Source organism: Pseudonocardia hydrocarbonoxydans, from assembly GCF_006539565.1.
Taxonomy (GTDB): Bacteria; Actinomycetota; Actinomycetes; order Mycobacteriales; family Pseudonocardiaceae; genus Pseudonocardia; species Pseudonocardia hydrocarbonoxydans.
This window is the reverse complement of sequence record NZ_BJNG01000031.1, coordinates 1-25,870: the sequence shown is the minus strand read 5'-3', so window position 1 is coordinate 25,870 and position 25,870 is coordinate 1. Positions and strand designations below refer to the sequence as shown.

30 protein-coding genes are annotated in these 25,870 nt (G+C 73.5%); 9 read left to right on the top strand and 21 right to left on the bottom strand.

Going from position 1 to position 25,870, the window contains the following annotated elements:
* Positions 1–2: 2 nt before the first annotated feature.
* The 12 genes from PHY01_RS17755 to PHY01_RS17700 form a co-directional block, all read right to left on the bottom strand.
* Complete coding sequence (locus tag PHY01_RS17755) at positions 3–4,142, bottom strand: NACHT domain-containing protein (RefSeq protein WP_141280135.1); 4,140 nt, start codon at positions 4,140–4,142, stop codon at positions 3–5.
* Between the two features lie 255 nt (positions 4,143–4,397).
* Positions 4,398–5,798 carry a HAMP domain-containing sensor histidine kinase gene (locus tag PHY01_RS17750; protein WP_141280133.1) on the bottom strand — a complete coding sequence of 467 codons (1,401 nt, stop codon included), beginning with the start codon at positions 5,796–5,798 and terminating at the stop codon, positions 4,398–4,400.
* The gene (locus tag PHY01_RS17745; protein ID WP_141280131.1) at positions 5,795–6,466 is read right to left on the bottom strand and encodes a response regulator transcription factor; all 672 of its coding nucleotides are present in this window, start codon (positions 6,464–6,466) and stop codon (positions 5,795–5,797) included. The genes PHY01_RS17750 and PHY01_RS17745 overlap by 4 nt, the downstream gene beginning before the upstream one ends.
* Positions 6,467–6,471: 5 nt before the next feature.
* Positions 6,472–7,143 carry a hypothetical protein gene (locus PHY01_RS17740; protein WP_141280129.1) on the bottom strand — a complete coding sequence of 224 codons (672 nt, stop codon included), beginning with the start codon at positions 7,141–7,143 and terminating at the stop codon, positions 6,472–6,474.
* A 100-nt stretch (positions 7,144–7,243) separates the two neighbouring features.
* The gene (locus tag PHY01_RS17735) at positions 7,244–7,834 is read right to left on the bottom strand and encodes a nitrile hydratase subunit alpha (protein ID WP_141280128.1); all 591 of its coding nucleotides are present in this window, start codon (positions 7,832–7,834) and stop codon (positions 7,244–7,246) included.
* Positions 7,831–8,103, bottom strand: a complete 273-nt coding sequence (locus PHY01_RS28000) for an SH3-like domain-containing protein (protein ID WP_141280126.1) — start codon at positions 8,101–8,103, stop codon at positions 7,831–7,833. Before PHY01_RS28000 ends, PHY01_RS17735 begins: the two co-directional genes overlap by 4 nt.
* Entirely contained in the window at positions 8,096–8,386 is a 291-nt protein-coding gene (locus PHY01_RS27995; RefSeq protein ID WP_141280124.1) for an SH3-like domain-containing protein, read from the bottom strand. The genes PHY01_RS28000 and PHY01_RS27995 overlap by 8 nt, the downstream gene beginning before the upstream one ends.
* Positions 8,383–9,168 carry a hypothetical protein gene (locus tag PHY01_RS17720; RefSeq protein ID WP_141280122.1) on the bottom strand — a complete coding sequence of 262 codons (786 nt, stop codon included), beginning with the start codon at positions 9,166–9,168 and terminating at the stop codon, positions 8,383–8,385. The genes PHY01_RS27995 and PHY01_RS17720 overlap by 4 nt, the downstream gene beginning before the upstream one ends.
* 187 nt (positions 9,169–9,355) lie before the next feature.
* Positions 9,356–9,847, bottom strand: coding sequence for a pyridoxamine 5'-phosphate oxidase family protein (locus PHY01_RS17715; RefSeq protein ID WP_141280120.1), 492 nt, complete (start codon positions 9,845–9,847; stop codon positions 9,356–9,358).
* Positions 9,848–9,884: 37 nt separating this feature from the next.
* On the bottom strand, positions 9,885–10,397 hold the full coding sequence (locus PHY01_RS17710) for a hypothetical protein (RefSeq protein ID WP_141280118.1): 513 nt from the start codon (positions 10,395–10,397) through the stop codon (positions 9,885–9,887).
* Positions 10,394–11,170, bottom strand: coding sequence for an IclR family transcriptional regulator (locus PHY01_RS17705; protein WP_141280116.1), 777 nt, complete (start codon positions 11,168–11,170; stop codon positions 10,394–10,396). The genes PHY01_RS17710 and PHY01_RS17705 overlap by 4 nt, the downstream gene beginning before the upstream one ends.
* A 646-nt stretch (positions 11,171–11,816) precedes the next feature.
* Entirely contained in the window at positions 11,817–12,209 is a 393-nt protein-coding gene (locus PHY01_RS17700) for an SRPBCC family protein (RefSeq protein WP_141280114.1), read from the bottom strand.
* 56 nt (positions 12,210–12,265) lie between these two features.
* Between PHY01_RS17700 and PHY01_RS17695 the strand changes: the two genes are divergently transcribed.
* On the top strand, positions 12,266–12,709 hold the full coding sequence (locus PHY01_RS17695) for an SRPBCC family protein (RefSeq protein ID WP_141280112.1): 444 nt from the start codon (positions 12,266–12,268) through the stop codon (positions 12,707–12,709).
* On the opposite strand, the gene PHY01_RS17690 is transcribed toward PHY01_RS17695, so the two are convergent.
* Positions 12,697–13,734: a maleylacetate reductase gene (locus PHY01_RS17690; RefSeq protein WP_141280110.1), complete on the bottom strand. Its 1,038-nt coding sequence runs from the start codon at positions 13,732–13,734 to the stop codon at positions 12,697–12,699. The genes PHY01_RS17695 and PHY01_RS17690 overlap by 13 nt on opposite strands.
* Positions 13,735–13,922: 188 nt before the next feature.
* On the opposite strand from PHY01_RS17690, the gene PHY01_RS17685 reads away from it, so the two are divergent.
* Both PHY01_RS17685 and PHY01_RS17680 read left to right on the top strand, forming a co-directional pair.
* Positions 13,923–14,909: a permease gene (locus tag PHY01_RS17685; RefSeq protein ID WP_141280108.1), complete on the top strand. Its 987-nt coding sequence runs from the start codon at positions 13,923–13,925 to the stop codon at positions 14,907–14,909.
* A complete protein-coding gene (locus PHY01_RS17680; protein WP_141280106.1) occupies positions 14,906–15,595 on the top strand; it encodes a TIGR03943 family putative permease subunit in 690 nt (229 codons plus the stop codon). The genes PHY01_RS17685 and PHY01_RS17680 overlap by 4 nt, the downstream gene beginning before the upstream one ends.
* A gap of 19 nt (positions 15,596–15,614) precedes the next feature.
* Here PHY01_RS17680 and PHY01_RS17675 read toward each other — a convergent pair whose 3' ends face one another.
* From PHY01_RS17675 to PHY01_RS17650, 6 genes are all read right to left on the bottom strand, one after another.
* Positions 15,615–16,289, bottom strand: a complete 675-nt coding sequence (locus PHY01_RS17675; RefSeq protein ID WP_141280104.1) for a hypothetical protein — start codon at positions 16,287–16,289, stop codon at positions 15,615–15,617.
* Entirely contained in the window at positions 16,286–17,125 is an 840-nt protein-coding gene (locus PHY01_RS17670; RefSeq protein ID WP_141280102.1) for an ATP-binding cassette domain-containing protein, read from the bottom strand. Before PHY01_RS17670 ends, PHY01_RS17675 begins: the two co-directional genes overlap by 4 nt.
* Complete coding sequence (locus PHY01_RS17665) at positions 17,122–17,490, bottom strand: GntR family transcriptional regulator (RefSeq protein WP_246085980.1); 369 nt, start codon at positions 17,488–17,490, stop codon at positions 17,122–17,124. The genes PHY01_RS17670 and PHY01_RS17665 overlap by 4 nt, the downstream gene beginning before the upstream one ends.
* 85 nt (positions 17,491–17,575) lie before the next feature.
* Positions 17,576–17,872: an antibiotic biosynthesis monooxygenase family protein gene (locus PHY01_RS17660; RefSeq protein WP_141280100.1), complete on the bottom strand. Its 297-nt coding sequence runs from the start codon at positions 17,870–17,872 to the stop codon at positions 17,576–17,578.
* Between the two features lie 14 nt (positions 17,873–17,886).
* On the bottom strand, positions 17,887–18,651 hold the full coding sequence (locus PHY01_RS17655) for an ANTAR domain-containing protein (protein WP_141280139.1): 765 nt from the start codon (positions 18,649–18,651) through the stop codon (positions 17,887–17,889).
* Between the two features lie 110 nt (positions 18,652–18,761).
* On the bottom strand, positions 18,762–19,388 hold the full coding sequence (locus PHY01_RS17650) for a DedA family protein (protein ID WP_246085979.1): 627 nt from the start codon (positions 19,386–19,388) through the stop codon (positions 18,762–18,764).
* A 77-nt stretch (positions 19,389–19,465) separates the two neighbouring features.
* Here PHY01_RS17650 and PHY01_RS17645 point away from each other — a divergent pair, with 77 nt between their 5' ends.
* Together PHY01_RS17645 and PHY01_RS17640 are read left to right on the top strand one after the other, a co-directional pair.
* Positions 19,466–19,828 (top strand): DUF1330 domain-containing protein, encoded by a 363-nt coding sequence (locus PHY01_RS17645; RefSeq protein WP_141280098.1) that lies wholly within the window; start codon positions 19,466–19,468, stop codon positions 19,826–19,828.
* Positions 19,825–20,514 carry an SGNH/GDSL hydrolase family protein gene (locus tag PHY01_RS17640; protein WP_141280096.1) on the top strand — a complete coding sequence of 230 codons (690 nt, stop codon included), beginning with the start codon at positions 19,825–19,827 and terminating at the stop codon, positions 20,512–20,514. The genes PHY01_RS17645 and PHY01_RS17640 overlap by 4 nt, the downstream gene beginning before the upstream one ends.
* A gap of 63 nt (positions 20,515–20,577) precedes the next feature.
* Here PHY01_RS17640 and PHY01_RS17635 read toward each other — a convergent pair whose 3' ends face one another.
* Together PHY01_RS17635 and PHY01_RS17630 are read right to left on the bottom strand one after the other, a co-directional pair.
* The gene (locus PHY01_RS17635) at positions 20,578–22,740 is read right to left on the bottom strand and encodes a 3-hydroxyacyl-CoA dehydrogenase NAD-binding domain-containing protein (protein ID WP_141280094.1); all 2,163 of its coding nucleotides are present in this window, start codon (positions 22,738–22,740) and stop codon (positions 20,578–20,580) included.
* Positions 22,740–23,960, bottom strand: a complete 1,221-nt coding sequence (locus PHY01_RS17630) for an acetyl-CoA C-acetyltransferase (protein ID WP_141280092.1) — start codon at positions 23,958–23,960, stop codon at positions 22,740–22,742. Before PHY01_RS17630 ends, PHY01_RS17635 begins: the two co-directional genes overlap by 1 nt.
* Before the next feature lie 58 nt (positions 23,961–24,018).
* Between PHY01_RS17630 and PHY01_RS17625 the strand changes: the two genes are divergently transcribed.
* From PHY01_RS17625 to PHY01_RS17610, 4 genes are all read left to right on the top strand, one after another.
* Positions 24,019–24,723 carry a MerR family transcriptional regulator gene (locus PHY01_RS17625; protein ID WP_141280090.1) on the top strand — a complete coding sequence of 235 codons (705 nt, stop codon included), beginning with the start codon at positions 24,019–24,021 and terminating at the stop codon, positions 24,721–24,723.
* A 9-nt stretch (positions 24,724–24,732) separates the two neighbouring features.
* On the top strand, positions 24,733–25,047 hold the full coding sequence (locus PHY01_RS17620) for a cupin domain-containing protein (protein WP_141280088.1): 315 nt from the start codon (positions 24,733–24,735) through the stop codon (positions 25,045–25,047).
* Entirely contained in the window at positions 25,044–25,457 is a 414-nt protein-coding gene (locus tag PHY01_RS17615; RefSeq protein ID WP_141280086.1) for an acyl-CoA thioesterase, read from the top strand. The genes PHY01_RS17620 and PHY01_RS17615 overlap by 4 nt, the downstream gene beginning before the upstream one ends.
* 106 nt (positions 25,458–25,563) lie before the next feature.
* Positions 25,564–25,854 carry a hypothetical protein gene (locus tag PHY01_RS17610; protein ID WP_141280084.1) on the top strand — a complete coding sequence of 97 codons (291 nt, stop codon included), beginning with the start codon at positions 25,564–25,566 and terminating at the stop codon, positions 25,852–25,854.
* Positions 25,855–25,870: the final 16 nt, after the last annotated feature.

The window sequence follows — 25,870 nt, the reverse complement described above, 5'->3', positions numbered from 1 at the left end:
GGTCACCCGGCGCCGCGGTCCGCCGCGCGGACCGGCCACGCGATTGCGTGCTCCGTCTCCGGCCCCGGGCGGCATCTCGTGGCTACGGAGTGCACTTTCCTGACCGTGTCGTCATCCAGCACGTAGGACGCGCTCGCGGAGACCCACCGGTAGTCGTCAGCGGGCCGGTGGTCCGGTTGGTGCAGTTCGCGACCCACGAGGACCGTCCAGAACACCGTCATGCCGCCCTCGACCCGGAGGCGGGCAGCGAGGTCGCGCCGCAGGAGTAGCGATCCTGGTCCGCCCGCCGCAGCGGACGGATCCTGAACGGCGAGGCCGTCGGCGTCCTGCCACCGGAAGTCGCGCCCGTCCGACAGTCCCAGCATCACGACGACCGGGCGGGTGGGAACGAAGCCCGAGGTCTCGGCCGACGCGGAGGTGTCCCGTCCGGTGCCGGTTCCGCCATACCACAACGCGCACTGGCGGAGGTCGAGCGGCTGGCCGGCCTCCCAACCCCGCCGCCACTCGACGAGGCCGTCCGCGGCGTCCCACTCTGGACCATCCGGGTGTGCCCCGAGCAGGAGATTGTGTAGCTCTGCGTACTCGGGCATCCAGCGTCCGAACCAGTCCTGGCCGCGCGCCCATGAGGCAAGCTCATCGACCTGCGTCAGCGGTACTAGGTAGGCGTGCAGCTGCATCCACGTAACGAGGCGCGGAACCTGCTTGGCGACCACCTCGACCGGAAGCGGCTGATTCCAGGTGTGGTTGCCGACCAGGGTGAGCCAGTCCGTTCCGTCCGGGTCGGTGACCGCGAGCAGATCCAGCGGATCGGGGATGCCGGACGTGTCGTCGGGGTAGTTGTCGACGACGGCGGCCGGGAAGTCTGCGACGACGGGTGCGAACCACGGGGGCTGCGGCGGCGGGCCTGGTTTGCGCACCAGCACGGTGGGGTCGATGTCGCGCCAGACGACCTGTTCGGCGTGCTCGTAAGGGCGGGGGGTGTCCTCGCCCCATCCCGGTCGGACGGGGAAGTGGTCGGTGAGCCGGCCCAGCACCTCGTGCAAAGCGATCCACTGGTACTTCTTGCCGACCCGTTCGACGACGCCGTCGTGGCCGCCGTCCCGGTTCCGGTCCAGGTCCTTGAAGCGGTCGGGGGTCCAGCCTAGGTCGAGCACGCGCTCGAACACGGCCCGCTCGACGTCCCCGGCAGGCGTGGGCTCGTCGCCCAGCACGTGCTCGACCGCCGGGGTCAGCACGTAGCGGCCGAAGTCGCCCATGCCCGTCAGCGAGTACCAGATCGAGCTGTATTCGTAGTCCGGTGGCCCGGCGATCGCGTCGATCTCGTCCGCGGGCCGCGCATGCGTCGGCCACTCGCCCGGTTCCCGCGACGGTAGTGACCCCGTCCACCCCTGGGCTCGGGCCGCGTCCGCGACGTGGCGGGCGTAGTCCCTCGTCATCAGGTGCTCGGGCAGGCCGTCGCCCAGGAGCGCGAGCATCCCGTCCGCGAGGCTGCGCACCGGCTCGCCGACGGTGCGCAGCGCGGCGCCGCAGGTCGCCGCGGCCAGCCGTTCGACGAGATAGGGGTCGTCCACGTCGCGGAAGCGGGCGAGTCCGGCGACGAACCCGGCGGGCGCCCGCTCGGCGACGCTGGTGAGCGCCTTCGTGGCGCGGTCCCTGACCCTCCGATCGGTCGTCGTCAGCAGCCATCCGAGACACATCGTGGCGAGCGTCGCCACGTCGTCGGGGACGGGGTGCCGCCGGGCGAGGTCCTCGGGCCAGGCCCACTCCAGGAGCCGGCCCAGCGGGGAACTGCGGTCCTCGTCGAGGGCTCCGATCAAGTACTGCGACCAGGTCGCGTCGCGCTCGGGCAGGTCCCGGGAGCTGAGCTGTTCGTGCAACCACTCGGCGTTGAGCGGATGGCCGGGGATGCAGGCTATCCGCAGGAGCCGGTCCCAGATCTCGGTGGCGTCGTCGGGGCTCGGCCGGTCGTCGAGAAGAGCCTTCGTCGCACTGACCGCTCGCGGGGTGACGCTGTCCGGGGCGCGCAGCAGCAGGCTCTCCAGGAACGAGTCGGCGACGTCGCGGGCGACCATGCCGTCGTCGTCCGCGACGAGCTCGAAGAACTCCACCCCGTGCTGCTCGGGCACGACGACGGCGAGCGCGCCCAGCAGTCCCCGCTCCGACCAGCGGTGGTCGTCGAGGTCGCGGAACCACGTCCGCACCGCGTCCGACCCGCGTTCGGCGAGGCGGGTGGCGCGGAAGAGGTCCCCGAGGCGCTGGTACCCGAACGCGAGCCGGTCCCGGCCCACCTCGATGAGCACGCCCTCGGCGATCAAGCCACGCAGCAGCGACCGGGACCAAACGCGTTCCCCGGGCAGGGACGACACGGCCAGCCGTCGCACGTCGTCCCGGTCGAAGGTCGTGCCGGTGCGCTTTGCGAGTTCGCGGACTACCGCGGCCACCGGGTTCGAGGCCCGGTCGTAGTCGCATCGCGACGGCACGGAGAGGCGGAGGTTGACCGCATCGAGGAACGCCTCGCAGATCGTCGTGACCCCCGCCGAGCCAAACGGGAACCGGCTCGCGCCCAGGGTGCTGAGTGTCTCGCAGGTGAGCTTCAAGAACAGGGGGTTGCCGAACTCCGGCCCCAGGACGGGGAACGTCGGCGGTTCGAGTCCGTACTCCTCGGCGTACCGGATGATCGCCCGGTCGGTCGCCTCGGCGGATCCCCGGTGCTCGACGGTCGGCCGTTCCTCGGTCCCCACGACGTCATCGACAAACTCGGTGCGGCACGACACCGCCACCGCCACGTTCTCGTAACGGCCCGCGACGGCGAGCAGGGCGCGGAGATCGTCGGGCCAGCGGTCGGGCTGGTCGCTCTCGTTCAGCGCGTCGATCATCACGAGCCCGATCTGCCCGGATGCCTCGGCGGCAGCCGCGAACGACGCGATCGCGGCGTCGGCCATGCCGTCGAGCCCGCTGATCGTGGCGAACTGCGACAACAGGTTGCGCGCGTCGAAGTCTTGCCCCAGCAGTAGGAGGGTCGCCCGGCCCTCGTCCAGCCGCCGCGACGCGACGTCGCAGAACAGATGGGTCTTACCCATGCCCGCACGCCCGGTGATCACGAGGCGCTTGGTGCGGGCGGCATCGGCCAGGGCACCGTTGGCCAGGTCGTATGCCTGCCACAGTGCGCTCTGCGCCTGACGACAGTGGGTGGACAGGGTCGCGGCGTCGCCGACGAAGTACCGGCCGTCGGTCAGGCAGTGCTGGTGCAGGAGGTCTTCGACCTCCTGCACCGCCTTGAAAGCGTCGTCGAGGCTCTGGTTGACCACCGGGAGATCGCCGGTCGAGGCGAGGGCGGCGATCATCGACTCCAGCGCGGTGTCGGCCGCGGCGAGCGTGTCATCGCACCGCTCCAGGACAGGGTCGAGGTCCACGACACCGCGCGGTGACCGCCAGCCCCACCGGCGCGCCTCCCGGAGTTCGGCGAGCGCACCACGCCAGCGATCGACGAACGGCGCGGCACGGCCGACAGCGTGCAGTGCCGCTACGGTGCGGACCTCGACGTGGGCCTCGGGGGTGTACCGGCGTCCGGCCTTGGCGACGGCCTCCTCCAGACGTCGACGTTGCCACTGCTCGGTCAGTACGTCCGCGTCGAACCAGTACCGCGCACGGCCCTCGTTCTCCGACGCCGTGAGGGCCGAGGTCAGCTCATGCGCACCGACAAACACGAACTCGACGGTCATGCCGCTCTGCGCGGCGAGCGCCTTCCACTCCCGCACCTTGTCGTTCCAGAGGGTCAGCGCCGAGGACCGCTTCTCGGTGTCGCCGGCGGGCAGGTCCATCGGCAGGGTGACGAGGTAGCGCGTGAGGGTGGGCTCGGTGTCCAGCGCCCGCTTGATCGAGGCGGTGACCTGGGCCGCGCCCGACGCGTCGAAGGTGAACAGGTACTTCGACTGCCAGGCCCAGACGTCGCCGTTCGGCAGGACACCTCGACCCTCTCGCCCACCGTCTGGGTTGCCGAACCGCTGGAACCGGGTGCCCGCCGGCCACGTCACTGCACCGATGCGCAGGAGGATGGAGGACAGCTCCTCGAACGCGTCCGCCCTGCCGGCGGGACGGCCGTACGGACGGATTCGCGCGAAGTCGATGTCCGGACCGGGCATGACCCCGATCCTTCCATCAACGTCGCGACGCGCGTGGCCGGCACGCTCACCCCTGAGGCAGCCTTGGCGCCGGGCACAGCGCGGCCGGGACCGCGTCCTTCCCCGGCCCCGGCGGACCGAGGGAACGGGGCCGCTATCGGCGGTACCCGTCGCGCCGAACCTTGGCATGTGCGGCGTTCACCGCGAACGAAACACCGCTGAACTGCATGTTTTTGTTCGCACAATGCCAAGTTGGGGGCACCGACGAACGCCCACTCAGGACTCGGCACGGGCGGGAAGGTCCAGGGTGACGGTCGTGCCCCCCGCCCCGGTCTCGATCCCCACCACCCCACCGTGCGCCCTGACGACCGCGTCTACGACGGCCAGCCCCAGCCCGGACGAGTCGTGCCGGTCCCCCGCCGACCGGACGAAGGGCTCCAGCACCCGGTCGCGCACGGCGGGGTCGATGCCGGGGCCGTCGTCGGCGACGGTGAGCCGCAGCCGCCCGTCCGTCACCCGCGCCTCGACGATCACGCGGGTGCCCGGCGGGGTGTGCACGGTCGCGTTCACGGCCAGGTTGAGCAGGGCCTGCTGGATGCGGGCGGGGTCGAGCGCCACCGTGACCTCGGGCGGCGGGAGCGTCTCGACCTGGCGCAGGTCGAGCCCCTCCAGGCGCAGCTCCAGGTCGGCGACGAGCCGGTCGAGCCGGACCTCGCGGGGCACGACGAAGTCGTCGAGGGGGGCACGGGCGAGCGCGAGCAGGTCGTCGACGAGGCGGCCCAGGTGGGTCAGCTCCTCGCGCACCAGCCGCGTCGTCGCGCGGACCCGGTCGGGGTCGTCGGCGCCCCGCCGTTCCAGGGTCTCCAGGTGCCCGCGCGCCACGGTGACCGGGGTGCGCAGCTCGTGGGAGATGGCCGCCAGGAACGCCGTGCGCTGGTGCGCGGAGTCCTCGAGCCGGCCGAGCATGTGGTTGAACTCCCCGGCCAGCCTGCCGACCTCGTCGGGCCGGGCGGGCTCGGGGACGCGCTCGCCGAGGTGCTCCAGGCGCCCGGTGCGCTGGGCGGTGGCGGCGAGGTCGCGCAGCGGGCGCAGGGCCCGGACCAGCGCGAACGCGACGGCGGCCCCGCCCAGCAGCAGGCTCGACCCGGCCAGGACGGCGAGCCGGGCGAACGACGACGCGGTGGCGTCGGAGATCGGCTGGGCCCGCCCGACCACCTGCACCTGCCCGATCGGCGCGCCGTCGACGACGATCGCGGTGCTCAGCGACCGCAGCGGCCCGGCCTCGCTGGGCAGGGTCTCGCTGCCGTCGCGGGTCGGGGCGGGGATGGCCAGGCGCACCGAGAGGTCGGCGAGCTCGGCGGGCGGCGACGGGGAGACGACCACGCCCGTCCCGAGGCGCACCACCGTCAGGTAGGTGGGGTTGCCGGGATTGAGCACGTAGTAGTCGCTGACGGCCCGGGCGACGACCGGCGCCGTCGCGGCCCCGCCCTGCTCGGCGGTCGAGGTCTGCACCGCGCGGGTGAAGCGGGCGAGCTCCCGGCCCAGCGCCTGGTCGAGGTCGCGCTCGCCGGTGGCGGCCAGCAGCTGGTAGGACAGCAGCAGCGACAGCCCCAGGCTCAGCGCGAGCACGAGCGCGGCGAGCGCCGGCAGCCGGACGGCGAGCGAGTGCCGGTTCACCCGAACTCGGCGCTGCGGTAGCCGCCGCCGCGGACGGTCTCGATGACGTCGGCGCCGAGCTTGCGCCGCAGGTAGCTGACGTAGACCTCGACGACGTTGGAGCCGGGGTCGTGCCCGTAGCCCCACACGAGGTCGAGCAGCTGGGGCTGGGAGAGCACCTGCCCGGGGTGGCGCAGGAACACCTCCAGCAGGCCGAACTCGCGGTTGGTCAGGGAGACCTCGGTGTCGTCGCGCCACACCCGGCGACGGGGCAGGTCCAGCCGCAGCGGGCCGTGCCGCAGGACGGTGCCGGTCGGCGCCCCCTGCTCGTTCCCGGCCCGCATCCGCGCCCGGATGCGGGCCAGCAGCTCGGCGAAGCTGAACGGCTTGACCAGGTAGTCGTCGGCGCCCGCGTTGAGGTTGTCGACCCGGTCGAGCACCGCGTCCTTGGCCGTCAGCACGATCACCGGGACGGTCGAGCCCTGGCCGCGCAGCCGCCGCAGCACCTGCTCGCCGGACAGGCCGGGCAGCATCAGGTCGAGGATGACGACGTCGAAGCCGCCCGACAGCGCGCGGGCGAGCCCGTCGGTGCCCGTTCCCGCGACCTCCACGTGGAAGCCCTCGGCCGCCAGGCCGTACTCCAGGAAGGACGCGATCCGCGCCTCGTCCTCCACCACCAGGGCCCGCACCGGCGTCAGCGCGGCCGCGGGGCGTCGTAGCCGCGCCCGGTCCGGGTGTCGATGTCGACGTTCAGCACGCCGTCGTCCACGTCCACGTCGACGTCCACGGTGCGCGACTCCGCGTCGTTGCGGAAGCGGACCTCGACCTCGCCGTCGGCCAGGTCGTCCTCGTCGACGGTGGCCACCCAGCCCGGCGCGGCGCTCTGGCCGACCAGAGCGACCCGGTCGCCCTGCACGTCGACCTCGACGGTGCCCGCACCGGCGGCGTCATAGGTGCGCGGGCCGGGGGTCGCCGCCTCGTCGATGTCGACGTCGGTCTCGAACCGCCCGTCGTCGACCTCGGCCTCGAGGGTGACGGTGCGGCCGCCCGCGGCGAAGCGCAGCTCCACCTCGTCGGACCCGATCCGCTCGCCGGTCTGCTCCCAGCCGTCGGCGACCTGCACCGACAGCAGCTGCAGCGTGCCGCCGGAGACGGCGAAGCGGGCGGTCGCGGCCTCGGCCGCGGCGACGTCGAACTCGCCGTCGCTCAGGGCGGGTGCCGCGGAGGGCAGCGGCCCGGGTGAAGGGGACGTCGTGGCCGAGCCCAGGTTCACCGTCGGGACGGGCGCGGCCGGCGCGGCGCAGCCGACGAGCGCGGCCGTGCCGAGCGCGGCGGCGATCAGGGTGGCGGTACGGCGGGTGGTCATCACGGTCATCCTCCTGGAGACGTCCTCGCTGGTCCCCACCACTGTCACGCCCGGGTCTTGGACGACCGTGAAGATCGGCTTAGCGCGCTCTCAGGCGCGGTCAGACCGCGGCGGTGCCGATCAACCCGTTGCGGGTGACGAGCCGGGCGAGCTCCTCCTCGGCCAACCCGTCGGTGCCCTCGGGCCGCCGGGGCACCACCAGGTACCGCGACTCCGCGCTCGCGTCCCACACCGTGATCGCGGTGTCGGCCGGCGGCTCCCATCCGAACTCCCGCAGCACCCCGCGCGGGTCGCGCACCACCCGCGAGCGGTAGGCCTCGCTCTTGTACCAGCTCGGCGACGGCCCGAGCAGCGCGATCGGGTAGCACGAGCACAGCGTGCAGACCACGACGTGGTGCTCGGCGGCGGAGTTGGCGACGACCTTGAGCCGCTGCTCCTGCAGCCCGCCCGCCATCGACAGGCCCAGCTCGCGGATCGCGGTGTTCGCGTCGGCGAGCAGCCGCCCGGCGAACCCCGGGTCGGTCCACGCGTGGGCGACGATCCGGGCCCCGTTCGCGGGCGAGCCGCCGGCCAGGAAGGCGTCGATGCGGGCGTCGATCTCGCCGGGGTCGAGCAGGCCGCGCGACTCCAGCAGCGCCTCGACGTGCCGCACGCCCGCCGAGATCGCCGAGCTCGGGTGGTGGTCGCTCACGGCGCCTCCTCCAGGTAGTCCTCCCACAGCTCGACCACCACGTCGTGGTCGCCCGCGCCGAACAGGTCGGCCGCGGCGAAGCGGACGTGGTGCACGGCGTGCGGGTCGGGGGCGCCGCCGCGGGCGCGCTCGTCGGCCAGCGGGTGCGCACCGGCCCGCTCGACGACGGTGCCCACGGCGCCGCGGGCGTAGCGGGGCAGGCGGGTGTGCCCGTCGGGGTCGGCCGCGCGGGTGCGCACGCGGTCGCCGGGGGCGAAGCGGTCAGCCACGCGGGGGCTCCAGGTCGGCCTCGTCCACCACGCCCTTCTCGACCAGCAGCACGCGGATCGCGGCGAACCACCGCTCGTAGTAGGAGGCGGCCAGGTACTCCGGCACCGGCAGCCGCTCCTGCGCGTCGCGGAACTCGTCGAGGTTGTAGATCCCGCGCCGGATCAGCGCCGCGTTGAGCGCCAGCACGTGCGCCTCCCAGTCGGCGTGGAACGGCGGCTCGTCGGGCTCCTGCACGATCGCGGCGAACCCCGTCATCCCGCCGACGTCGTTGATGCGGCTCACCCGACCTTCCTACCCGCACCCGGGGCCTGCGCACCACCGGACGGCGCCGCGTCGGGCACTCCCCCGATGAGGTCGCGGATCCGGTCGTGCCGTCGCCGGTAGCGCTCCCCGAAGCGGCGGCGGGAACGGGCGAGCCGGTGCTCCCCGTACCGCCGCCGCGCCCAGGCCGAGCCCGGCTTGGCCAGCCGCACGGCCCCGACCGTCGCCACCACCGGCACGACCACCCCGATCACGCCGGTCGCGAGCTTGCCCTTCGCGACGCAGACGGTCGCGGTGGCCAGGTGCAGCCCGACGGTGAGCAGGTACAGCCACAGCCCGAGCGAGCCGGTGCCGGCCTCCGGGCCCACGGGGGCGGCCTGCAGGAGCAGGAAGAAGCCGAGCGCGCCGCCGAGGAGCACCGCGTCGATCGACTTGCGCCCCTCCTCGCCCCAGTAGACGTCGTCGAGGTGGAACCAGAGGGCGAACTCGTCCAGGGCCAGCGCCGCCCCGGCCCCGAACGCGACCGCCAGCAACTCGGTCCACGGCCTCCCCGGGTCCCACCGGAACTCCACGAGCCCGGCGCCGAGCACCAGCAGGATGCCCCACACCTGGTGGTGCACGTGCACGCCGGCGATGTGGACGTCCGCCAGCCCGCCGCCCGCCGCGGCCGGACCGGCGGCCTTCTTCGCGCGGATCCGGCGGGTCACCGCCCGCGTCCCCGCGAAGGTGACGAGGAAGGCGAGCAACGCCCAGAGGGCGGCCGCGCGACCCGAGTCCACGATGACGTGCTCGTACCACTGCACCGGCGATCCTCCCGAACGTCTCCGGTCACGATGACGGACCGGACGCCGCCGAACCAGACGTGCCCGCACCGCCACCACACCGCCACCGCCGATCGGCCGTCCCCCTTCCCGCCGAACAGCCCTGACCGGGCCGACGCTCCGGCCACGACGATGGTGAGGGTCGGTCACACACGCCGGCTGCCGGTACTCAGGTCCTGCGCACCACCCGTTCCCCCTCACCGGGCTTCCACACGGTGACCTCCATGTGCCCGTCGACCATCTCCACCGCCGACCCCGACGTCAGGTGGGCCTCGTAGAAGTGGTCGAAGGTCTGCCCGCGCAGGTCGAGACCGATGTCGGCGTACACGTCCTCGGCGAACCGCTCGTGCAGCGCGGGATCGCGGACGTCGGCGACCTCGCCCCACAGCTTGGCGTCGCCCTCGGTGACCTGGGTGTCGACGGTGGCGGTGTGCACGCAGAAGCGAGGGTCGCGGTGCAGGTCGCGGAACTTCGTGGTGTCCGGCATGCCGATCATCCACAGCCGGTCCTCGAAGATCCGCGGCTCGATCGGGCTGATCCGCGGCGACCCGTCGGCGCGCAGTGTGGCCAGCAGGCAGAGCTTGCCCGCGGCCGCGTGGCGGCGGACGAAGATCTCCGCGACCCGGGGTGCCTCGGCGGTGAACTCGCTCCACGTCGTCATGGACGGCGACGCTAGGACCGGACCCTGACAGGTCGTGTCAGGATGCCGCGGCCCGCACCCACCGGCGGGCGAGCGCCAGGTAGGCCGCGGCCGCCGCAGGCCCGGCCACCACCGCACCGACCAGCAGCCCGGACGTCCCGGCGAGCGCGGGCACCAGCAGCGGCACCGCGACCGCGCCGGCGACGACCAGGGCCGTCGCGACGGCCCGGTGGCGCCGAGGCCAGACCGGTGACCGCCACAGCAGCACCAGCCCGACGGCCGTGCCGATGCCGAGCGTGAGCAGCGACGCGGCGAACAGGTGCACCGGGACGAGGTCGCGGGGGCGGAACGGGTCGGGCCGCTCCCCGGTGCGCTCCAGCTCCGCGCGCACGAGGTCGGCCGGCTCGCCCAGCTCGGCCAGCGCCGCCCGGATCCGCTCCTCCGACGCCCCGGGCCCGGCCCGCTCGGCGCAGTGCGTCCAGATCCGCGACCCCACCTCCAGCCGCGCGACCTGCGACAGCTGGTGGGCACAGGCGTCGAACTCGCGCAGGTAGGCCGCCAGCGCGCTCACCGGGCGACCCGCCCGGACAGCTCCGCGCCCAGCGCGTCGGCGGCCGCGCGCAGCACCGGCGTGATCTGCTCGACGGCCGCCCACGTCACCCGCGTCTCGGGGCCGGAGACCGACACCGCCGTCGGTGACGGCCCGCCCGGCACCGCCACCGCCACGCAGCGCACACCCAGCTCCTGCTCGGCGTCGTCGACGGCGTAGCCCTGCCGGCGGATACGGTCGAGCTCGAGCAGCAGGGCGTCGGGGTCGGTGATGGTGTGCGGCGTGGGCGCCGCCATGCCGGTGCGGGCCAGCAGCGCGCGGACGTCGGCCTCGCGCAGGCCGGCCAGCAGGACCTTGCCGACGCCGGTGCAGTGCACCGGGACCCGCCGCCCGACCTCGGTGAACATCCGCATCGAGTGCCGCGAGGGCACCTGGGCCACGTAGACGACGGCGTCGCCGTCGAGCATGGCCATGTTGGCGGTCTCCCCCACCGCGTCGACGAGCGCGGCGAGCTGCGGCTGCGCCCAGGACCCCAGCATCCGTGACGCGGCGTCACCCAGCCCGATCAGCCGCGGGCCGAGCCCGTAGCGGCGCGACGGGAGCTGCCGGACGTAGCCGGACGCGACCAGCGTGCGCACGATCCGGTGGATGGTGGGCAGCGGCAGGCCGGACCGGGTGGCGAGCTCGGACAGGGCGAGGTCGCCGTCGGCCTCGGCCAGGAGCTCGAGCAGCCCGAACGCGCGGTCGAGCGACTGCACGCCCGCCGACCGCTCGATCCGCCCGGCACCGCCCATGATCCGACTCCCGTTCTCCCGCCCGAGCCTAGCGCGGGCCGGACCCCGCCCCGCGATCACGACGAATGCGACGCCGCGAGCCCAGACGCTGCGACAACCGACCATTGCCGCTTCACCGCGATACAGAAATGTAATTCACCCATTTCAGCGACAGCATCGACCGCTCGCCGATCCCGGTGCGCCATGAACCCCGCCTTGATCTTGCAGATCTGCCGAAAGTATGCCATGTTCAAATGGCTTACACGCTCGAACATCAGATATGAAATTGGGGGGAGAAATGACTCGAAAGTTCGCGCTCGGCGCTCTGACATCCTTAGCTCTGGCCGTGAGTTGAGCGGCCCTCGCGGCTCCGGCACAGGCCCAGGACTGCGGCTTCTCTTTTTGGGGCTCAGAACTACACCAACTGCGAAAACACGGCCAGGACTGTGGTTTAAATCTGGTACGACAGTTTCCAGGGAATCGGCGGGACCACGTTCGCGTGTACTCCACTCGGCACCACCCCAACCATCGGTCTCGTCGGGCCAGGAAAGCTGGTCCAGTCAGGTGAGGACACCGGGGAGGCCTGCACACCCCTCGGCGGATGACACGGAGAACACCGAGTGACACGCCGGTCGGAGAACTAATCCTCGTTCCCCGGCCGGCGCGATCACGGGTCGGCCGCCGAGGACGCCCGCACCAGACGTCGCAGAGCGGTCCGGGCGACCGGAAGATAGGCGACGACGACGGGCGCCGGTCCGTCGATGGTGAGCCAGCTGTGCCCGTCGGCCTCGACGCCGTGGCACAGGTGCAGCCGCAGCGGCCCGGCCGTCACGTCCCAGGCCCAGGTGCGCGCCGCCTCGTCGACGGCGGTGACGGTGAACGCGACCCGGACCCCCAGCGGCCCGTGCACCCGCCCGGTGACGCCCGGCGCGATCCGGGTCGCCGCCGTCTCGACCCGGCGGATCTGCGGGGCCCAGCCCGCCCACCGGCCCGGGTCGGCGTAGCGCTCCCACACCAGCGCCGGCGCCGCCGGCCCGTCCGCACTCGTCCCCGCCTGCACCCCCCGATCGTCGACGACAGCGGGCGCGGGCGCGCGCCGAGCCCTACCGTGGGGAGGTGATCCGCTCCGAGCAGCCCGTCGCCGCGCCCGCCGCCGTCGCGCACGCCGTCCTCACCGACGTCGCGGCCTGGCGGTTGTGGTCACCGCACATCCGTTCCGTCGAGGCCGCGGGCGAGGTGGTCGAGGAGGGCTGGAGCGGCCTGGTCCGGCCGTGGTTCGGGCCCGCCACCCTGATGGAGGTGACGTGGTGCGAGCCCGGCCGCGGCATCCGCTGGACCTCCCACGCCGCGGGTCACCGCCTCGACTACGCCGATCTCGTCACCCCGCACGGCGACCAGCGCTGCACCGTGACGATGACCGCGCAGGTCAGCGGGCCCGCCGGGGGGCTCGTGCAGGGTGTGGTCGGCCCGCTGTCGGCCTACGGGCAGCGCAGGCGGCTGGGCCGCCTCGCCGCGCTGGCCGAGTTCCTGCACCGCCGCGCGATCGTCTACTCCGCCTGACCGGCCCACGCCGCCCGCACCAGCCTGCGCAGGGCGGCGGCGTCCACGGGCACCGGGTTGTCGGCGGGCACGGCGGGCAGCGTCCGCTCCACCACCTCGTCGAGCCGGTCCTCCGCCAGGCCCAGCTCGGCGAGCCCGCGCGGGATCCCGGCCGCGGCCGTCACCGCATGCAGGCCCGCCACCGCGTCGTCGCGGCCCACGTCGTCCCGGCCCAGGGCGCGGGCGACGCGGGCGGTCGCCTCCGGTGACCCCGGCGCGTTGAACGCCAGCACGTGCGGCAGCAGCGTCGCGTGGGTGCGGGCGTGCGGCATGCCGAGCCCGCCCAGGACGTGCGCGAGCTTGTGGTGCAGCCCGCTGCCCGCCACCGCGAACGCCGACCCCGCCAGGTAGGCCCCCAGCAGCAGCTGCGCCGGGTCGCCGTCGCGCAGCCCCGCGGCCAGCGCCCGCACGCCCTCCTCGGCGACGGCGCTGCTCACCGGGTTGCGCCGCGGCGCCCAGAACGCCTCGACGCAGTGCGCCAGCGCGTTGAGCGCGCTCGCCGTCGCCAGCTCCGGCGGCAGCGTCGCCGTCAGCTCCGGGTCGTAGACGACGGTGCGGGGCAGCACCGCGGGATCGGTGCCGGTGGTCTTGACCCCGCCGTCGGACAGGCCCCACACCGGCGTGACCTCCGAGCCCGCGTACGTCGTGGGCACCGCCAGGATCGGCAGCCGGGTGGTGAGCGCGACGGCCTTCGCCGCCCCGACCGCCGACCCGCCGCCCACGCAGAGCACGCCGTCGGCGCCGGCGGCGGCCTCCCGGGCCGCCTCCGCGGTGGCGACGGGCACGTGCTCGCGCACGGCGGTGAACACCGCGGCGACGCGGCCGGCGAACGGCGCGGTGAGCCCGCGCCCGGCGTCGCGCTCGGAGGCGATCAGCAGCAGCCGGGACATCCCCAGCCGCTCCACCTCGGCGGCCAGCGCGGTGCGCGCCGCACCGGCGCCGAACACGATGCGGCCGGGCAGGGCGTCGTAGACGAAGGACGGCACACCGCCACCCTCCCACCACACCGCGCCCCACCCCCACGCCCCCGCCCCCGCGGCCCCCGCCCGGTCGCAGTGGGGTGGCTTCACTGCAACCGGGTTGCAGTGAAGCCACCCCACTGCAATCCCCCCCCCGGGCCCCGGGGCGCCGGGTTGTGCCGTTCGGCCGCGGGAGGGAGGGGTGGGCTGGCAGCATGCCCGTCGTGACGATCACGGCCCGGGCGCCCCGGATCACCTCGCTGCACGTGTTCTGCGCGGTGCTCGTCCTCGCGATCCTGGCCCGGCCGCTGATCACCGAGGCCGCGTCGGCGCCCGCGCTGCGCACCGCGGCCACGGTGTTCGTCGCGGTGTGCGTGCAGGCGCTGCCGTTCCTGGTGTTCGGGGTGCTGCTCTCCGGCGTCATCGCGGCGTTCGTGTCCCCCGCGGCGCTGCGCCGGATGCTCCCGGCCCACCCCGGCGCCGCGGTGCCGGTGGCGGGCGCCGCGGGACTGGTGCTGCCGGGGTGCGAGTGCGCGTCGGTGCCGGTGGCACGGCGGCTGATCGGCCAGGGGGTGCCCGACGCCGCGGCGCTGACGTTCCTGCTGGCCGCACCGGCGGTCAACCCGATCGTGCTGGTGGCCACGGCCGTCGCGTTCCCGGGCGAGCCGCGGATGGTGCTGGCCCGGTTCCTCGGATCGCTGGCCACGGCGTGCGTGATGGGCTGGCTGTGGCAGCGGGCCGGGCGGGCGGAGTGGATCGCCGACCGGGCCCGCCGCGGCACCCCGCGCCGCGACGGCGAGAACCGCTGGGCGGTGCTCGCCGAGACCGCGCGCCACGATCTCGTCTCCGCGGGCGGGTTCCTCGTACTCGGCGCGGTCGCCGCGGCGGCGCTGTCGGTGCTCGTGCCGCCGGAGTGGATGGACGCGCTGGCCGGGCAGCTGCTGCTCGCGATCGTCGTCATGGCGGTGCTCGCGGTGGTGCTGGCGCTGTGCAGCGAGGCCGACGCGTTCGTGGCGGCGTCGCTGTCGATGCTGCCGCTGCTGCCCCGGCTGGTGTTCCTCGTCGTCGGGCCCGCGGTCGACGTCAAGCTGATCGCGCTGCAGGCCGGCACGTTCGGCCGCGCGTTCGCTGCCCGGTTCGCCCCCGCGACGTTCGTCGTCGCGATCCTGTGCGCGTGCGCGGCCGGGGCGCTGGTCCTGTGAGGCGCGAGACCCAGCACGTGCTGCTCGTCCTGCTCGGCGGGGCGCTGCTGCGCATCGCCGCCGACGACACCCACCTGCGCTACGTCAAGCCGTCGCACCGCTGGCTGCTGCTCGCCGCGGGAGCGGTGATCGTCGCGCTCGCGGTGGTGGCGCTGGTGCGCGACCTGCGGGGTCACGCCCCGGCCGACGACCACGACCACGGCGGCTCGCACGTGCCCTGGCTGCTGCTCGCCCCCGTGCTGGTCATCGCCCTGGTCGCGCCCCCGGCGCTGGGCGCCGACTCGGTCAACCGCGCGGGCGCGCGCAACGCGGTCGTGCAGGACGGCGACGTCTTCCCGCCGCTGCCCGCCGACCCGGTGCTGACCGTCGCCGAGTTCGTGCAGCGCGCCGCGTGGGACACCTCGGGCTCCCTCGACGGCCGCGAGGTCACGCTGACCGGGTTCGCGGTGCGCCGGGGCGCGGCCGTCGAGCTGGCCCGGCTGACGATCGCCTGCTGCGCCGCCGACGCCCGGCCGAACCGGGTGCGGCTGGTCGGCGACCTGGGCGACCCGCCGCAGGACACCTGGCTGCGCGTGCGGGGCAGCGTGCAGACGGGCAGCGCCACCGCCGCCACCGGGTACGTCCCGGCGATGACGGTGGCGGCGGTGGAGGTCGTCGACGCCCCACCCGACCCCTACGAGTACTGACTCCCCGAGGGGTACCGGCTCACAGCGGCGCCCGCCGGACCACGAACCAGCCCGCGGCCGCGAACACCACACCGATCGCCGCGAGCCGCACGGTGTCGGCGACGGGGATCGTGGACCCGACCGTCAGCAGGCCGGTCACGATGATCACCGCGAAGGCCACGGCGCCGGCCAGGACCGCGCCCACGACCAGCCCGGACACCCCCCAGCGCACGAACAGGACGACGCCCAGCAGGACCGCGGGGAAGGTCAGCAGCAGTGGGGCCGCGAACACCAGGAACTGGCCGACCGGGTTGCCGACGCTCTCCCAGCCCTGTTCGACGAACCGCAGGTCGGCCCCCCAGCCGCCGGTGACCTGCTCGACCACCAGCGACAGCAGCAGCAGCGCACCGAGCACCAGTGCCTCCAGGACGACGAACAGGACCGTGCCGAGGTAGTAGTCGCGGCGGGTCCGCCCCATCGCGACGGTGAACGGGAGCAGCCGGGACATCGCCGTGGCCTGCGCCCCCGCGATCCCCCCGTAGAGCCCGCCGATGATGCCGATGGCGAACCCCTTGCCGAAGCTGCCGCCGGCGGCGACGTCGGCCGCGGTGACCGCCACCCCGAAGGCGACGAAGACCAGCACCCCCAGCAGCGTGCCCAGTACGAGGCGGCGGTCGAGCAGGTGCAGTCGGACGACGTCGATCGCGCCGGTCATCGGGTCTCCTCCCGGTGGGCGTCCGGTGCGGACGCGGTGTGGACGATGAGCTGCTGGAGCGACACGGGCGTGACCTCCAGGCCGGCGGGCACCGCGTCGGGCGTGCCGACCGCGGTGACCCGCAACGTCGGCCCCAGCTGCTCCCGGTGCAGCTCGCCCGCCCCGGCGACGAACCCCTCGACCGCCGCCACCGGCCCGCTGACGGTGACCGCGCGGCCGCGCAGCGCGTCGACGTCGTCGTCGAGGACGACCCGGCCGCGGTCCAGCACGACGACGTGCTCCAGCAGGTCGGCGACCTCGTCGATCAGATGGCTCGACAGCACGATCGTGCGCGGGTGCTCGGCGTAGTCGGCCAGCAGCGCCCGGGACAGCGTGGCGCGGGACCCGGCGTCGAGGCCCAGGTAGGGCTCGTCGAGCAGCGTCAGCGGCGCGCGCGAGGCGATCCCGACGGTCGCGCCGAGCATCGAGCGCATGCCGCGGGAGAGCTTGGCGACCCGCCGGTCCAGCGGCAGCCCGAACGCCGTGACGAGCTCGCGCGCCACCTCCGCCGACCAGTGCGGCTGCAGCAGCGCGGCGGCGCGCAGGGCGTGCGCGACGCGGTAGGTGTCCGGGTAGGTCTGGTCCTCCCGCACGAGGCAGACCCCGCCGCCGGTCCCCGTGACGGTGCCCGCCGACGGGAACTCCTGGCCGGCGAGGATCCGCAGCAGCGTGGTCTTGCCCGCGCCGCTGGCACCGAGCAGGCCGTGGACCACCCCGTCGGCCAGCGTGACGTCCACGCCGTCCAGCGCCCGGACCGGGCCGTAGTGCCGGGTGAGCCCGGCCGTCGTGACGCTCATGCGTCCCCCCAGGTGTCGATCATCTTCTTGACCTGCTCGGCGTCCATGCCGAGCTTGCGGGCCTCCGCCAGCAGCGGGGCCAGGTACGCCCGGGCGAACTCCTCGCGCCGCCGCTCCAGCAGCAGCGTGCGCGCGCCGGTGGCGACGAACATGCCGATCCCTCGTCTCTTGTAGAGGACGCCACTCGTGACGAGCTGGTTGACGCCCTTGGCCGCGGTGGCCGGGTTGATGCGGTGGAAGGCGGCGAGCTCGTTGGTCGAGGGCACCTGCGCCTCCTCGGGCAGGGAACCGTCGACGACCGAGTTCTCGATCTGCTCGGCGATCCGGGCGAACAGCGGCCGCCCGTCGTCCCGCACCCCGATCACCGGTCCGTTGGTTCATTACTCATGTAGCTAACCATGCAACCGATGAGGACAGGTGTCAACCCGGCGGAGCCGGACGGGGGCCGACTCAGCCGGGCAGGCGGAACTGGATCCGTTCGATCGACGCACTGATCGGCGCGAACATCTCGCGCCGGATGCGGTTGTGCTCCTCGTCGCGGTCGTAGACGCGGTAGGCGTCCTCGTCGTCGAGGTCGACGGTGATGACGTAGCTCGCGTTGCCCTCGCGCAGGCCGAGATCGAGGCCGGAGACCATGCGCAGCTCCACGCCGGGGACCCGCAGGTCCAGCAACGCCTGCAGCGCGGCCCGCACCCGCTCCGGCGGGACGTCCGGGAGGAGCCTGCCCACCACCACGTTGCGGATCACGGGCGGGCCGCTCGTCAGACCTCGGTGCGGCGGTCGACCAGCGTCTTGGCCACCTGCGCGAGCTTGACGTTCAGCGCCTGCGACGCCGACCGCAGCACCCCGAACGCCTCGTCGGCGCCGATCTTGCGGCGCTCCATCAGGATGCCCTTGGCCTGACCGATGACGTCGCGGCTCTCCAGGGCCTGCCGCAGCTGCGCGGCCTCCAGCTCGGCGGAGGTGGCGGCCATCGTGGCGGCCAGCGCGGTGGAGGCGTGGGCGGCCAGGACGAGGGCGAGGTCGCGGTCGAGCTCGTCGAGACCGGCGACCTGTCGGGAGTAGATGTTCAGCGCGCCCATCCGCGGGCCGTCGCCGTCGGGGAACAGGCCGATCGCCAGCACGCTGTGCACGCCGAGGTCGGCGGCCGCGGGCCCGAAGGGGCCGAAGCGGGTGCTGGCGGCGAGGTCGGAGCAGAAGGTGAGACCCAGCCCGGCCTTGCGGGTGGCGTCGACGCACGGCCCGTTGTCGAGCCGGTACTGGATCTCGTCGAGCCGGGTCGCCAGCGGATCGGTCTCGACGGGCGTGTGGAACCCGCCCGCCGCCCGCAGCGTGACGCTCACCAGGTCGGCCCCCGGCACCACGGCCCGGGCCGCCTCGACGACCCGCACGAGCACCCCGCGCACCGTGCTCGCGTCCATCAGCGAGGCGGCCAGGGCGAGGAACTCGGCCGCGACGGGGCCCGGTACGTCACTGCCGTCGACGGAGGCCAGCAGGGCCCGCTCGGCGGCCGCCTCCTGATCCATCGTCACGCGTGTGCTCCTCGGTCCCGTCGTTTGTCCGGCGCGGAAGCTTGACCCACGGAGCGGCCTACGGGCAAGCCGCCCCTCCCCGTTCGGCCGAGCGGACGGGGCCGTCACGCACGGTGGCGGGCGGTCGGGGCCGGCCGCCTGGCACGCACCTTGCGGACGATCAGCACCACCAGCGCGACGGCGACGAGCGCGGCCACGACGTAGGACACCGGGGCCAGGTACTGCTCCACGACCTCGAAGTTCTCGCCGAGGTACCAGCCCAGCCCGACGAACACCGCGTTCCACACGCCGCTGCCGATCGCCGTCAGCAGGGAGAAGCGCCACAGCGGCATCCCGACGATCCCGGCCGGGATCGACACCACGCTGCGCAGCAGCGGGACGCACCGGGCCAGCAGCACCACCTTGCCGCCGTGGCGCTCGAACAGCCCGTGACCTCGCTCGAGGTCCTTCTGGCTGGACAGGATGAACCAGCGGCGCCCGGCCAGGGCGTGCAGCCGCTCGTAGCCGAACCAGGCCCCCAGCGCGTAGAGGATCAGCGCACCGAGCAGCGACCCGAGGGTGGCCGCGCCCCAGGCCGCGTACACGTCGAACGCGCCCGCCCGGGCGCGGAAGCCCGCGAGCGGCAGGATGATCTCCGAGGGGATCGGCGGGATGACGTTCTCGAGCAGGATCAGCAGGCCGACGCCCACGGCTCCGAGGCGGTCGACGATCGAGAACACCCAGTCGGCCATGGCATCAGATTGCCCGATCCCCCCGGTGATCACTCAGCCCGCGTCGGGATGCTCACACGTACGGCAGGATGGGAACCATGGCCGTCAACCCCTCGGGTGCCGACATGAAGGCGTTCCTCGCCGCCGGTCCCGACCAGCCGATCGTCATGCTCAACCTGCTGCGCTTCGCCCCCGGCGGCGCCGAGCGGTACGACGCGTACCTCGCGCACTTCCGGCCGTTCGCCGAGAAGGTGGGCGCCTCGGTCGTCTACTTCGGGCACGGCGCCGACCCGGTCGTCGCCGAGCACGGACAGGGCTGGGACGCGGTGCTGCTGGTGTCCTACCCGAGCCGCCGCGCGTTCTCCGACATGGTGCGCGACCCCGGCTACCAGGAGGGCACGCACCTGCGCACCGAGGCGCTGGTGGAGGCGGTGCTGCAGCCGACGGTGCCGCGGGGATGACCACGGGGTTCGACTACTCCAACCTCAGCGGCCGCCCGTCGGGCCCCGTGCTGCGCGTGCTGTCCCGGGTGCTGCCCGGGGTGCGCCGCGTGCAGGAACAGGTCGAGCCCTACGCCGCGGCATGGCAGGAGCACAACCGGGCGGCCCTGGCCGCAGACGGCCCGCTGTGGGTGGCGCTGGGCGACTCGCTGACCGTCGGGGTCGGGGCCGGGGCGTACGACCGCGGCTGGGTCGGGCAGCTCGCCGCCCGGATGCCGGGGTGGCGGGTGGTGAACCTGGCCGTCAGCGGCGGGCGGGTGCGCGACGTCCTGGACCGCCAGCTCCCCGCGCTCGCCGCACTGGGGCAGGTGCCCGACCTCGTCACGCTGCTGATCGGCAACAACGACCTGGTCAGCCCGCGCCTGCGGCCCGCCCTGCCCGCCGACCTCGCCGAGCTGCTGCGCCGCGTCCCGCCCGGCACCGTCGTGGGCAACCAGCCCGCCACCTACGCCGCGGCGCTGGAGGTCAACCGCCTGATCGACGAGGCGGTGGCCGCCCGCGGCCTGCGGCTGGCCGAGCTGCGCGTCCCGCTCACCCGGAACTGGTCGGGCCGCCTCGCCGCGGACCACTTCCACCCCAACGAGCGGGGCTACTCCGGCCTCGCGACGGTGTTCGAGGCCGCGATCACCACCCCCGGGATGCAGTAAAGCCACTGTGCTGCCATCTCGTGGCGGCACAGTGGCTTTACTGCCATTCGGGGAGGTGCGCGGTCAGGCCGCCGCCGCCGGGGCCTTCGCCCGCTCGCGCAGGCTCGCCGGCACCGCGAACCGGTCGCCGTACTTCGCCGCGAACTCGTCGGCGCGGGCCACGAAGCCCGCGGGGCCGCCGGGGTAGCCCTCGATGTACTGCATCACGCCGCCGGTCCAGGCCGGGAAGCCGATGCCGAAGATCGAGCCGATGTTCGCGTCGGCCACGCTGGTCAGCACGCCCTCGTCGAAGCACTTGACGGTCTCGAGCGCCTCGATGACCAGCATCCGCTCGGACAGCTCGTGCAGGTCGACGTCGTGGTTCGTCGCCCCGAACTCGCTGCGCAGGCCGGGCCACAGGCCGGTGCGCTTGCCGTCGGCGTAGTCGTAGAAGCCCGCGCCGCCGGACTTGCCGGGGCGGCCCGCGTCGACGAGCCGGTCGATGATCGCCTCGGACGGGTGCGCCGTCCAGGTGCCACCGGCCGCCTCGACGGCCGCCTTCGTCTCCTTGCGGATCTTCTGCGGCAGCGTGAGCGTCAGCTCGTCCATCAGCTGCAGCACCGGGGCCGGGTAGCCCGCCTGCGAGGAGGCCTGCTCGATCGTCTGCGGGTCGATGCCCTCGGCCAGCATCGCGACGCCCTCGTTGATGAAGGTGCCGATCACCCGGCTGGTGAAGAAGCCCCGGCTGTCGTTGACGACGATCGGGGTCTTCTTCATGCCCAGCACCACGTCGAACGCCTTGGCCAGCGTGGTGTCGGAGGTCTGCTCGCCGCGGATGATCTCCACGAGCGGCATCTTGTCGACCGGGGAGAAGAAGTGCAGGCCCACGAAGTCGGCCGGCCGGTCGACGCCGGTGGCCAGCTCGGTGATCGGCAGCGTCGAGGTGTTGGAGCACAGCAGCGCGTCCGGGGAGATCACCTTGGCTGCCTCGCGGAACACCTCCTGCTTGAGCGCCACCGACTCGAACACGGCCTCGATGACGATGTCGCAGCCGGCGAGGTCGGCGTAGTCGGCGGTGGGGGTGATCCGGGCGAGCAGGGCGTCGCCCTTCTCCTGCGTGGTGCGCCCGCGCTGCACGCCCTTGGCGACCAGGTTCTCGGAGTAGGCCTTGCCCTTCGCCGCGGCCTCCGCCGAGACGTCCTTGAGCACGACCTCCCAGCCCGAGAGCGCGCAGGTGTAGGCGATGCCCGCACCCATCATCCCGGCGCCGAGCACCGCGACCTTGGTCGGTGTGTACTTCTCGACGTCCTTCGGCCGCGAGCCGCCGCCGTTGATCGTCTGCAGGTCGTAGAAGAAGGCCTTGGTCATGTTCGTGCTGACCTGGCCGGTGACGAGCTCGACGAAGTAGCGCGCCTCGATGCGGAACGCGGTGTCGATGTCGACCTGGGTGCTCTCGACGGCCGCGGCCAGGATGTTGCGCGGCGCGGGCATCGGCGCGCCCTTGATCTGCTTGCGCAGGTTGGCCGGGAACGCGGGCAGGAACGCCGCGAGCTTCGGCGACGACGGGGTGCCGCCGGGGATCTTGTAGCCGGGCTTGTCCCACGGCGCCGCGGCGTCGGGGTTGGCCGCGATCCAGGCGCGCGCCTTGTCCAGCATCTCCTCGGGGGTGGCCGCGAGGTCGTCGATCACGCCGACCTCCAGCGCCTTGGCCGGCTTCATCCGCTGGCCCTGCGCGAGGACCTTCATGAAGCCGTCGGCGATGCCGAGCAGCCGCGTGACGCGCACGACGCCGCCGCCGCCGGGCAGCAGGCCCAGCGTGACCTCGGGCAGGCCGTAGAGGACCCCGCGGGCGTCGAGGCCGATGCGGTGGTGGCAGGCCAGCCCGATCTCCAGGCCGCCCCCGAGCGCGGTGCCGTTCATGGCGGCGACGACGGGGCGGCCCAGGGTCTCCAGGCGGCGCAGCACCGTCTTGATCGCCATGGACTGCTCGAAGAACCGCGGCGCGTCGGCCGGGGTGGCCTTCGACAGCGAGTCGAGGTCGCCACCCGCGAAGAAGGTCTTCTTCGCCGAGGTGAGGATGACCCCGGTGATGTCGTCCTTGCCGGCGACGAGCGCGTCGACGCACTCCAGGAACGCCTCGCCGAAGCGCTCGTTCATGGTGTTGGCGCTGCGGCCCGGGTCGTCCAGGGTGACGACGACGATGCCGTCGGCGCCCTTCTCCCAGCGCACTGCCTTGTCCGTGCTCATCAGATCCGCTCCACGATCGTCGCAATTCCCATGCCGCCGCCGACGCACAGCGTGGCGAGGCCGTACCGCAGCTCGCGCCGCTCCAGCTCGTCGATCAGGGTGCCCAGGATCATCGCCCCGGTCGCGCCGAGCGGGTGGCCCATCGCGATGGCACCGCCGTTGACGTTGGTCTTCTCGTGGCTGATCCCCATGTCGCGCATGAACCGCATGGCGACGGCGGCGAACGCCTCGTTGATCTCGAACAGGTCGATGTCGTCGACCGAGAGCCCGGCCTTGGCCAGCGCCTTCTTCGAGGCGGGCGCGGGGCCGGTCAGCATGATGGTCGGGTCGGCGCCGGACAGCGCGGTGGCGACGATCCGGGCCCGGGGGCGCAGGTTGGCGGCCTTCCCGGCGGCCTCGGTGCCGATCAGGGTGAGCGCGGCGCCGTCGACGATGCCGGAGCTGTTGCCGGCGTGGTGCACGTGGTCGATCTTCTCGACCCAGTGGTACTGCTGCAGGGCGACGGCGTCGAAGCCACCGGCCTCGCCCATCATCGCGAACGACGGCTTGAGGCCCGCGAGGCTCTCCAGCGTGGCGCCGGCGCGGATGAACTCGTCGTGGTCGAGCACCGTCAGACCGTTGCGGTCCGTCACCGGCACGACGGACTTGGCGAAGTAGCCGTTGGCCCACGCCTTCGCGGCGCGCGCCTGGGACTCCACGGCGTAGGTGTCGACGTCCTCGCGGGAGAAGCCCTCCAGCGTGGCGATCAGGTCGGCGCCGATGCCCTGGGGCACGAACCCGGTCTGGTAGCTGGTGTCGGGGTCCATCGCCCAGGCGCCGCCGTCGGAGCCCATGGGCACGCGCGACATCGCCTCGACGCCGCCCGCGAGCACCATCTCCTCCATGCCGGAGCGGACCTTCTGGGTGGCGACGTTGACCGCCTCCAGGCCCGACGCGCAGAAGCGGTTGAGCTGGACGCCCGCGACGGTGTGCGGCAGGCCCGCGGCGATGGCCGCGGTCTTGGCGATGTCACCGCCCTGGTCGCCGATCGGGGAGACGACGCCGAGCACGACGTCGTCGATCGTGGCGGGGTCGAGCTCGGGGTAGCGGGCGCGGAGCTCGTCGATCAGCCCGGTGACGAGCGAGATCGGCTTGACCTCGTGCAGCGAACCCGAGGCCTTGCCTCGGCCGCGCGGTGTGCGGATGGCGTCGTAGACGAACGCCTCGGGAATCTCAGCCATGCGTCTTTGTTACAGCAGCACTGTCACATAGGTCAAGGTTGCGCGTACGGTGCCACCCATGACGGGCCAGCTCACCATCGACCAGCTCGCGGAACGCACCGGGGTCACCGTCCGCACCATCCGCTTCTGGGCGGGCCGCGGCCTGCTCCCGCCGCCGGTCCTGCGCGGCCGCACCGGGTTCTACGGGCCCGATCACGTCGCCCGGTTGGAGCTGGTCAGCGAGCTGTCGGCACTCGGCTTCACGCTGAGCGCGATCGAGGGACACCTCGGGCGGCTGCCCGCGTCGGCCGGGGCCGCGGAGCTGGCGCTGCAGCGGGCGCTGCTCACACCGTGGGTGCCCGAGCAGATCGAGGAGATCGACCGGGCCGAGCTCGACCGCCGCGCCGGCCGCACGCTGGCCGACACCGACGTCGACGCGCTGCACGGCCTCGGCGTCATCGACGTCGTCGACGGCGAACGCGTCCGCCTGCACGGCTCGGGCACCCTCGGCGAGGGCCTGGCCGTGCTCGACTCCGGCCTGCCGTGGGACGTGTGGCGGCGCGCCCACGAGATCATCGAGCAGCACACGACGGCGCTGGCCGAGGACCTGATGAAGATGTTCCAGGACGAGGTGCTGCAGCCCTACCGCGACCGCGGACGCCCCGCCGACGAGCGCACCCGGCTCGCCGAGGCCTTCTCCCAGCTGAAGCCGATCACCGTCCGGGGGGTCGTCACCGCCTTCGGGCGGGCGGTGAACCGCACCATCCGCGAGCGGATCGGATAGATTTCACCCATGCGGGTTCTTCGCGCCGCCGGGCACTTCGCGGTCCCCGACGGTGAGCCCAACCAGTACCGCGAGCACCTCCGGGTGGCCGAGATGTCGGTCGGCACGTACTGCATCCCCGTCGGCGGCAAGGACGGGCAGCCCGCCCACAGCGAGGACGAGGTCTACGTCGTCGCCCGCGGCCGGGCCCGGCTGGTCACCGACGACGTCGACGTGATGATCGGCCCCGGTTCGGTGGTCTACGTGCCGGCGGGCGAGGAGCACCAGTTCGTCGAGGTGAGCGAGGACCTCTCGGTCGTCGTCGTGTTCGGGCCGCGCCGGTGACCTTCACCCACCCCCACCGGGTGCGCTACGTCGAGGTCGACGCGCAGGGCGTGGTCTTCAACTCCTGGTACCTGGCCTGGTTCGACGACGCGATGACCGGGTTCCTGGTGCACCGCGGCCTGCCCTACTCCGACATGCTGGCCTCGGGCCACGACGTCCAGCTGGTGCGCTCGGAGATCGACTGGCGCACCGGCGTCGGCTTCCAGGACGAACTGGCGATCGCCGTGTCCACCGCCCGGATCGGCCGCACGTCGTTCGCGCTCGACTTCGAGGTCCGCCGCGCGGGCGAGGTCACCTGCGCCGGTCGCACCGTCTACGTGGTGGTCGGGACCGACGGCTCGGGCAAGCGCCCGATCCCGCCCCTGATCGCCGACGCGCTCGGTGCACCGGCGCCGCTGCTCGCCCCCTGAGACGGGCTGTGTGACGCGTCTCATTTCTGGTCATTCAGCCGGACGGGCGGCAGGCATAGTCCCGGGTGACTCGCCGTAGCCGACACCCGGAGGTCCCGTGTTCGCCGTGCCCGATGGCCCGCTCACCCGCGAGATCTGGATGCGCTACGCCCTCGTCCGGATCCGGGAGCTGGTCGACAAGCCGCGTGCGGAGATGACCGACACCGAGCTGAGCATCTACACCTTCGCCACCGCCGCGCTGTCCGGCGGGGAGCCGATCATCCCGCTCGGCGCGCCGGGCCTGCACGCGGTCGGGACCGACCGCGCCCGACTGTGCCGCGTCTGCGGGGCCGAGTGGCCGCTGCGCGGGGCCGCCGAGCACGTCGCCGGCTGCCCGGTCCGCTCCGCCACGGCCTGACGGCACGCTCCTAGGG

Bases quoted from the DNA above. Each gene is read 5' to 3' on its own strand.
- PHY01_RS17715 (WP_141280120.1), bottom strand. From the start codon at position 9,847: ATGACGACGTGGAGCGAGTTCACCGCCGAGGCACCCCGGGTCGCGGAG.
- PHY01_RS17645 (WP_141280098.1), top strand. From the start codon at position 19,466: ATGGCCGTCAACCCCTCGGGTGCCGACATGAAGGCGTTCCTCGCCGCC.
- PHY01_RS17705 (WP_141280116.1), bottom strand. From the start codon at position 11,170: ATGGGCGGTGCCGGGCGGATCGAGCGGTCGGCGGGCGTGCAGTCGCTC.
- PHY01_RS17675 (WP_141280104.1), bottom strand. From the start codon at position 16,289: ATGACCGGCGCGATCGACGTCGTCCGACTGCACCTGCTCGACCGCCGC.
- PHY01_RS17635 (WP_141280094.1), bottom strand. From the start codon at position 22,740: ATGAGCACGGACAAGGCAGTGCGCTGGGAGAAGGGCGCCGACGGCATC.
- PHY01_RS17625 (WP_141280090.1), top strand. From the start codon at position 24,019: ATGACGGGCCAGCTCACCATCGACCAGCTCGCGGAACGCACCGGGGTC.
- PHY01_RS17630 (WP_141280092.1), bottom strand. From the start codon at position 23,960: ATGGCTGAGATTCCCGAGGCGTTCGTCTACGACGCCATCCGCACACCG.
- PHY01_RS17655 (WP_141280139.1), bottom strand. From the start codon at position 18,651: ATGGATCAGGAGGCGGCCGCCGAGCGGGCCCTGCTGGCCTCCGTCGAC.
- PHY01_RS17640 (WP_141280096.1), top strand. From the start codon at position 19,825: ATGACCACGGGGTTCGACTACTCCAACCTCAGCGGCCGCCCGTCGGGC.
- PHY01_RS17685 (WP_141280108.1), top strand. From the start codon at position 13,923: ATGCCCGTCGTGACGATCACGGCCCGGGCGCCCCGGATCACCTCGCTG.
- PHY01_RS17755 (WP_141280135.1), bottom strand. From the start codon at position 4,142: ATGCCCGGTCCGGACATCGACTTCGCGCGAATCCGTCCGTACGGCCGT.
- PHY01_RS17670 (WP_141280102.1), bottom strand. From the start codon at position 17,125: ATGAGCGTCACGACGGCCGGGCTCACCCGGCACTACGGCCCGGTCCGG.
- PHY01_RS17740 (WP_141280129.1), bottom strand. From the start codon at position 7,143: ATGACCACCCGCCGTACCGCCACCCTGATCGCCGCCGCGCTCGGCACG.
- PHY01_RS17620 (WP_141280088.1), top strand. From the start codon at position 24,733: ATGCGGGTTCTTCGCGCCGCCGGGCACTTCGCGGTCCCCGACGGTGAG.
- PHY01_RS17650 (WP_246085979.1), bottom strand. From the start codon at position 19,388: ATGGCCGACTGGGTGTTCTCGATCGTCGACCGCCTCGGAGCCGTGGGC.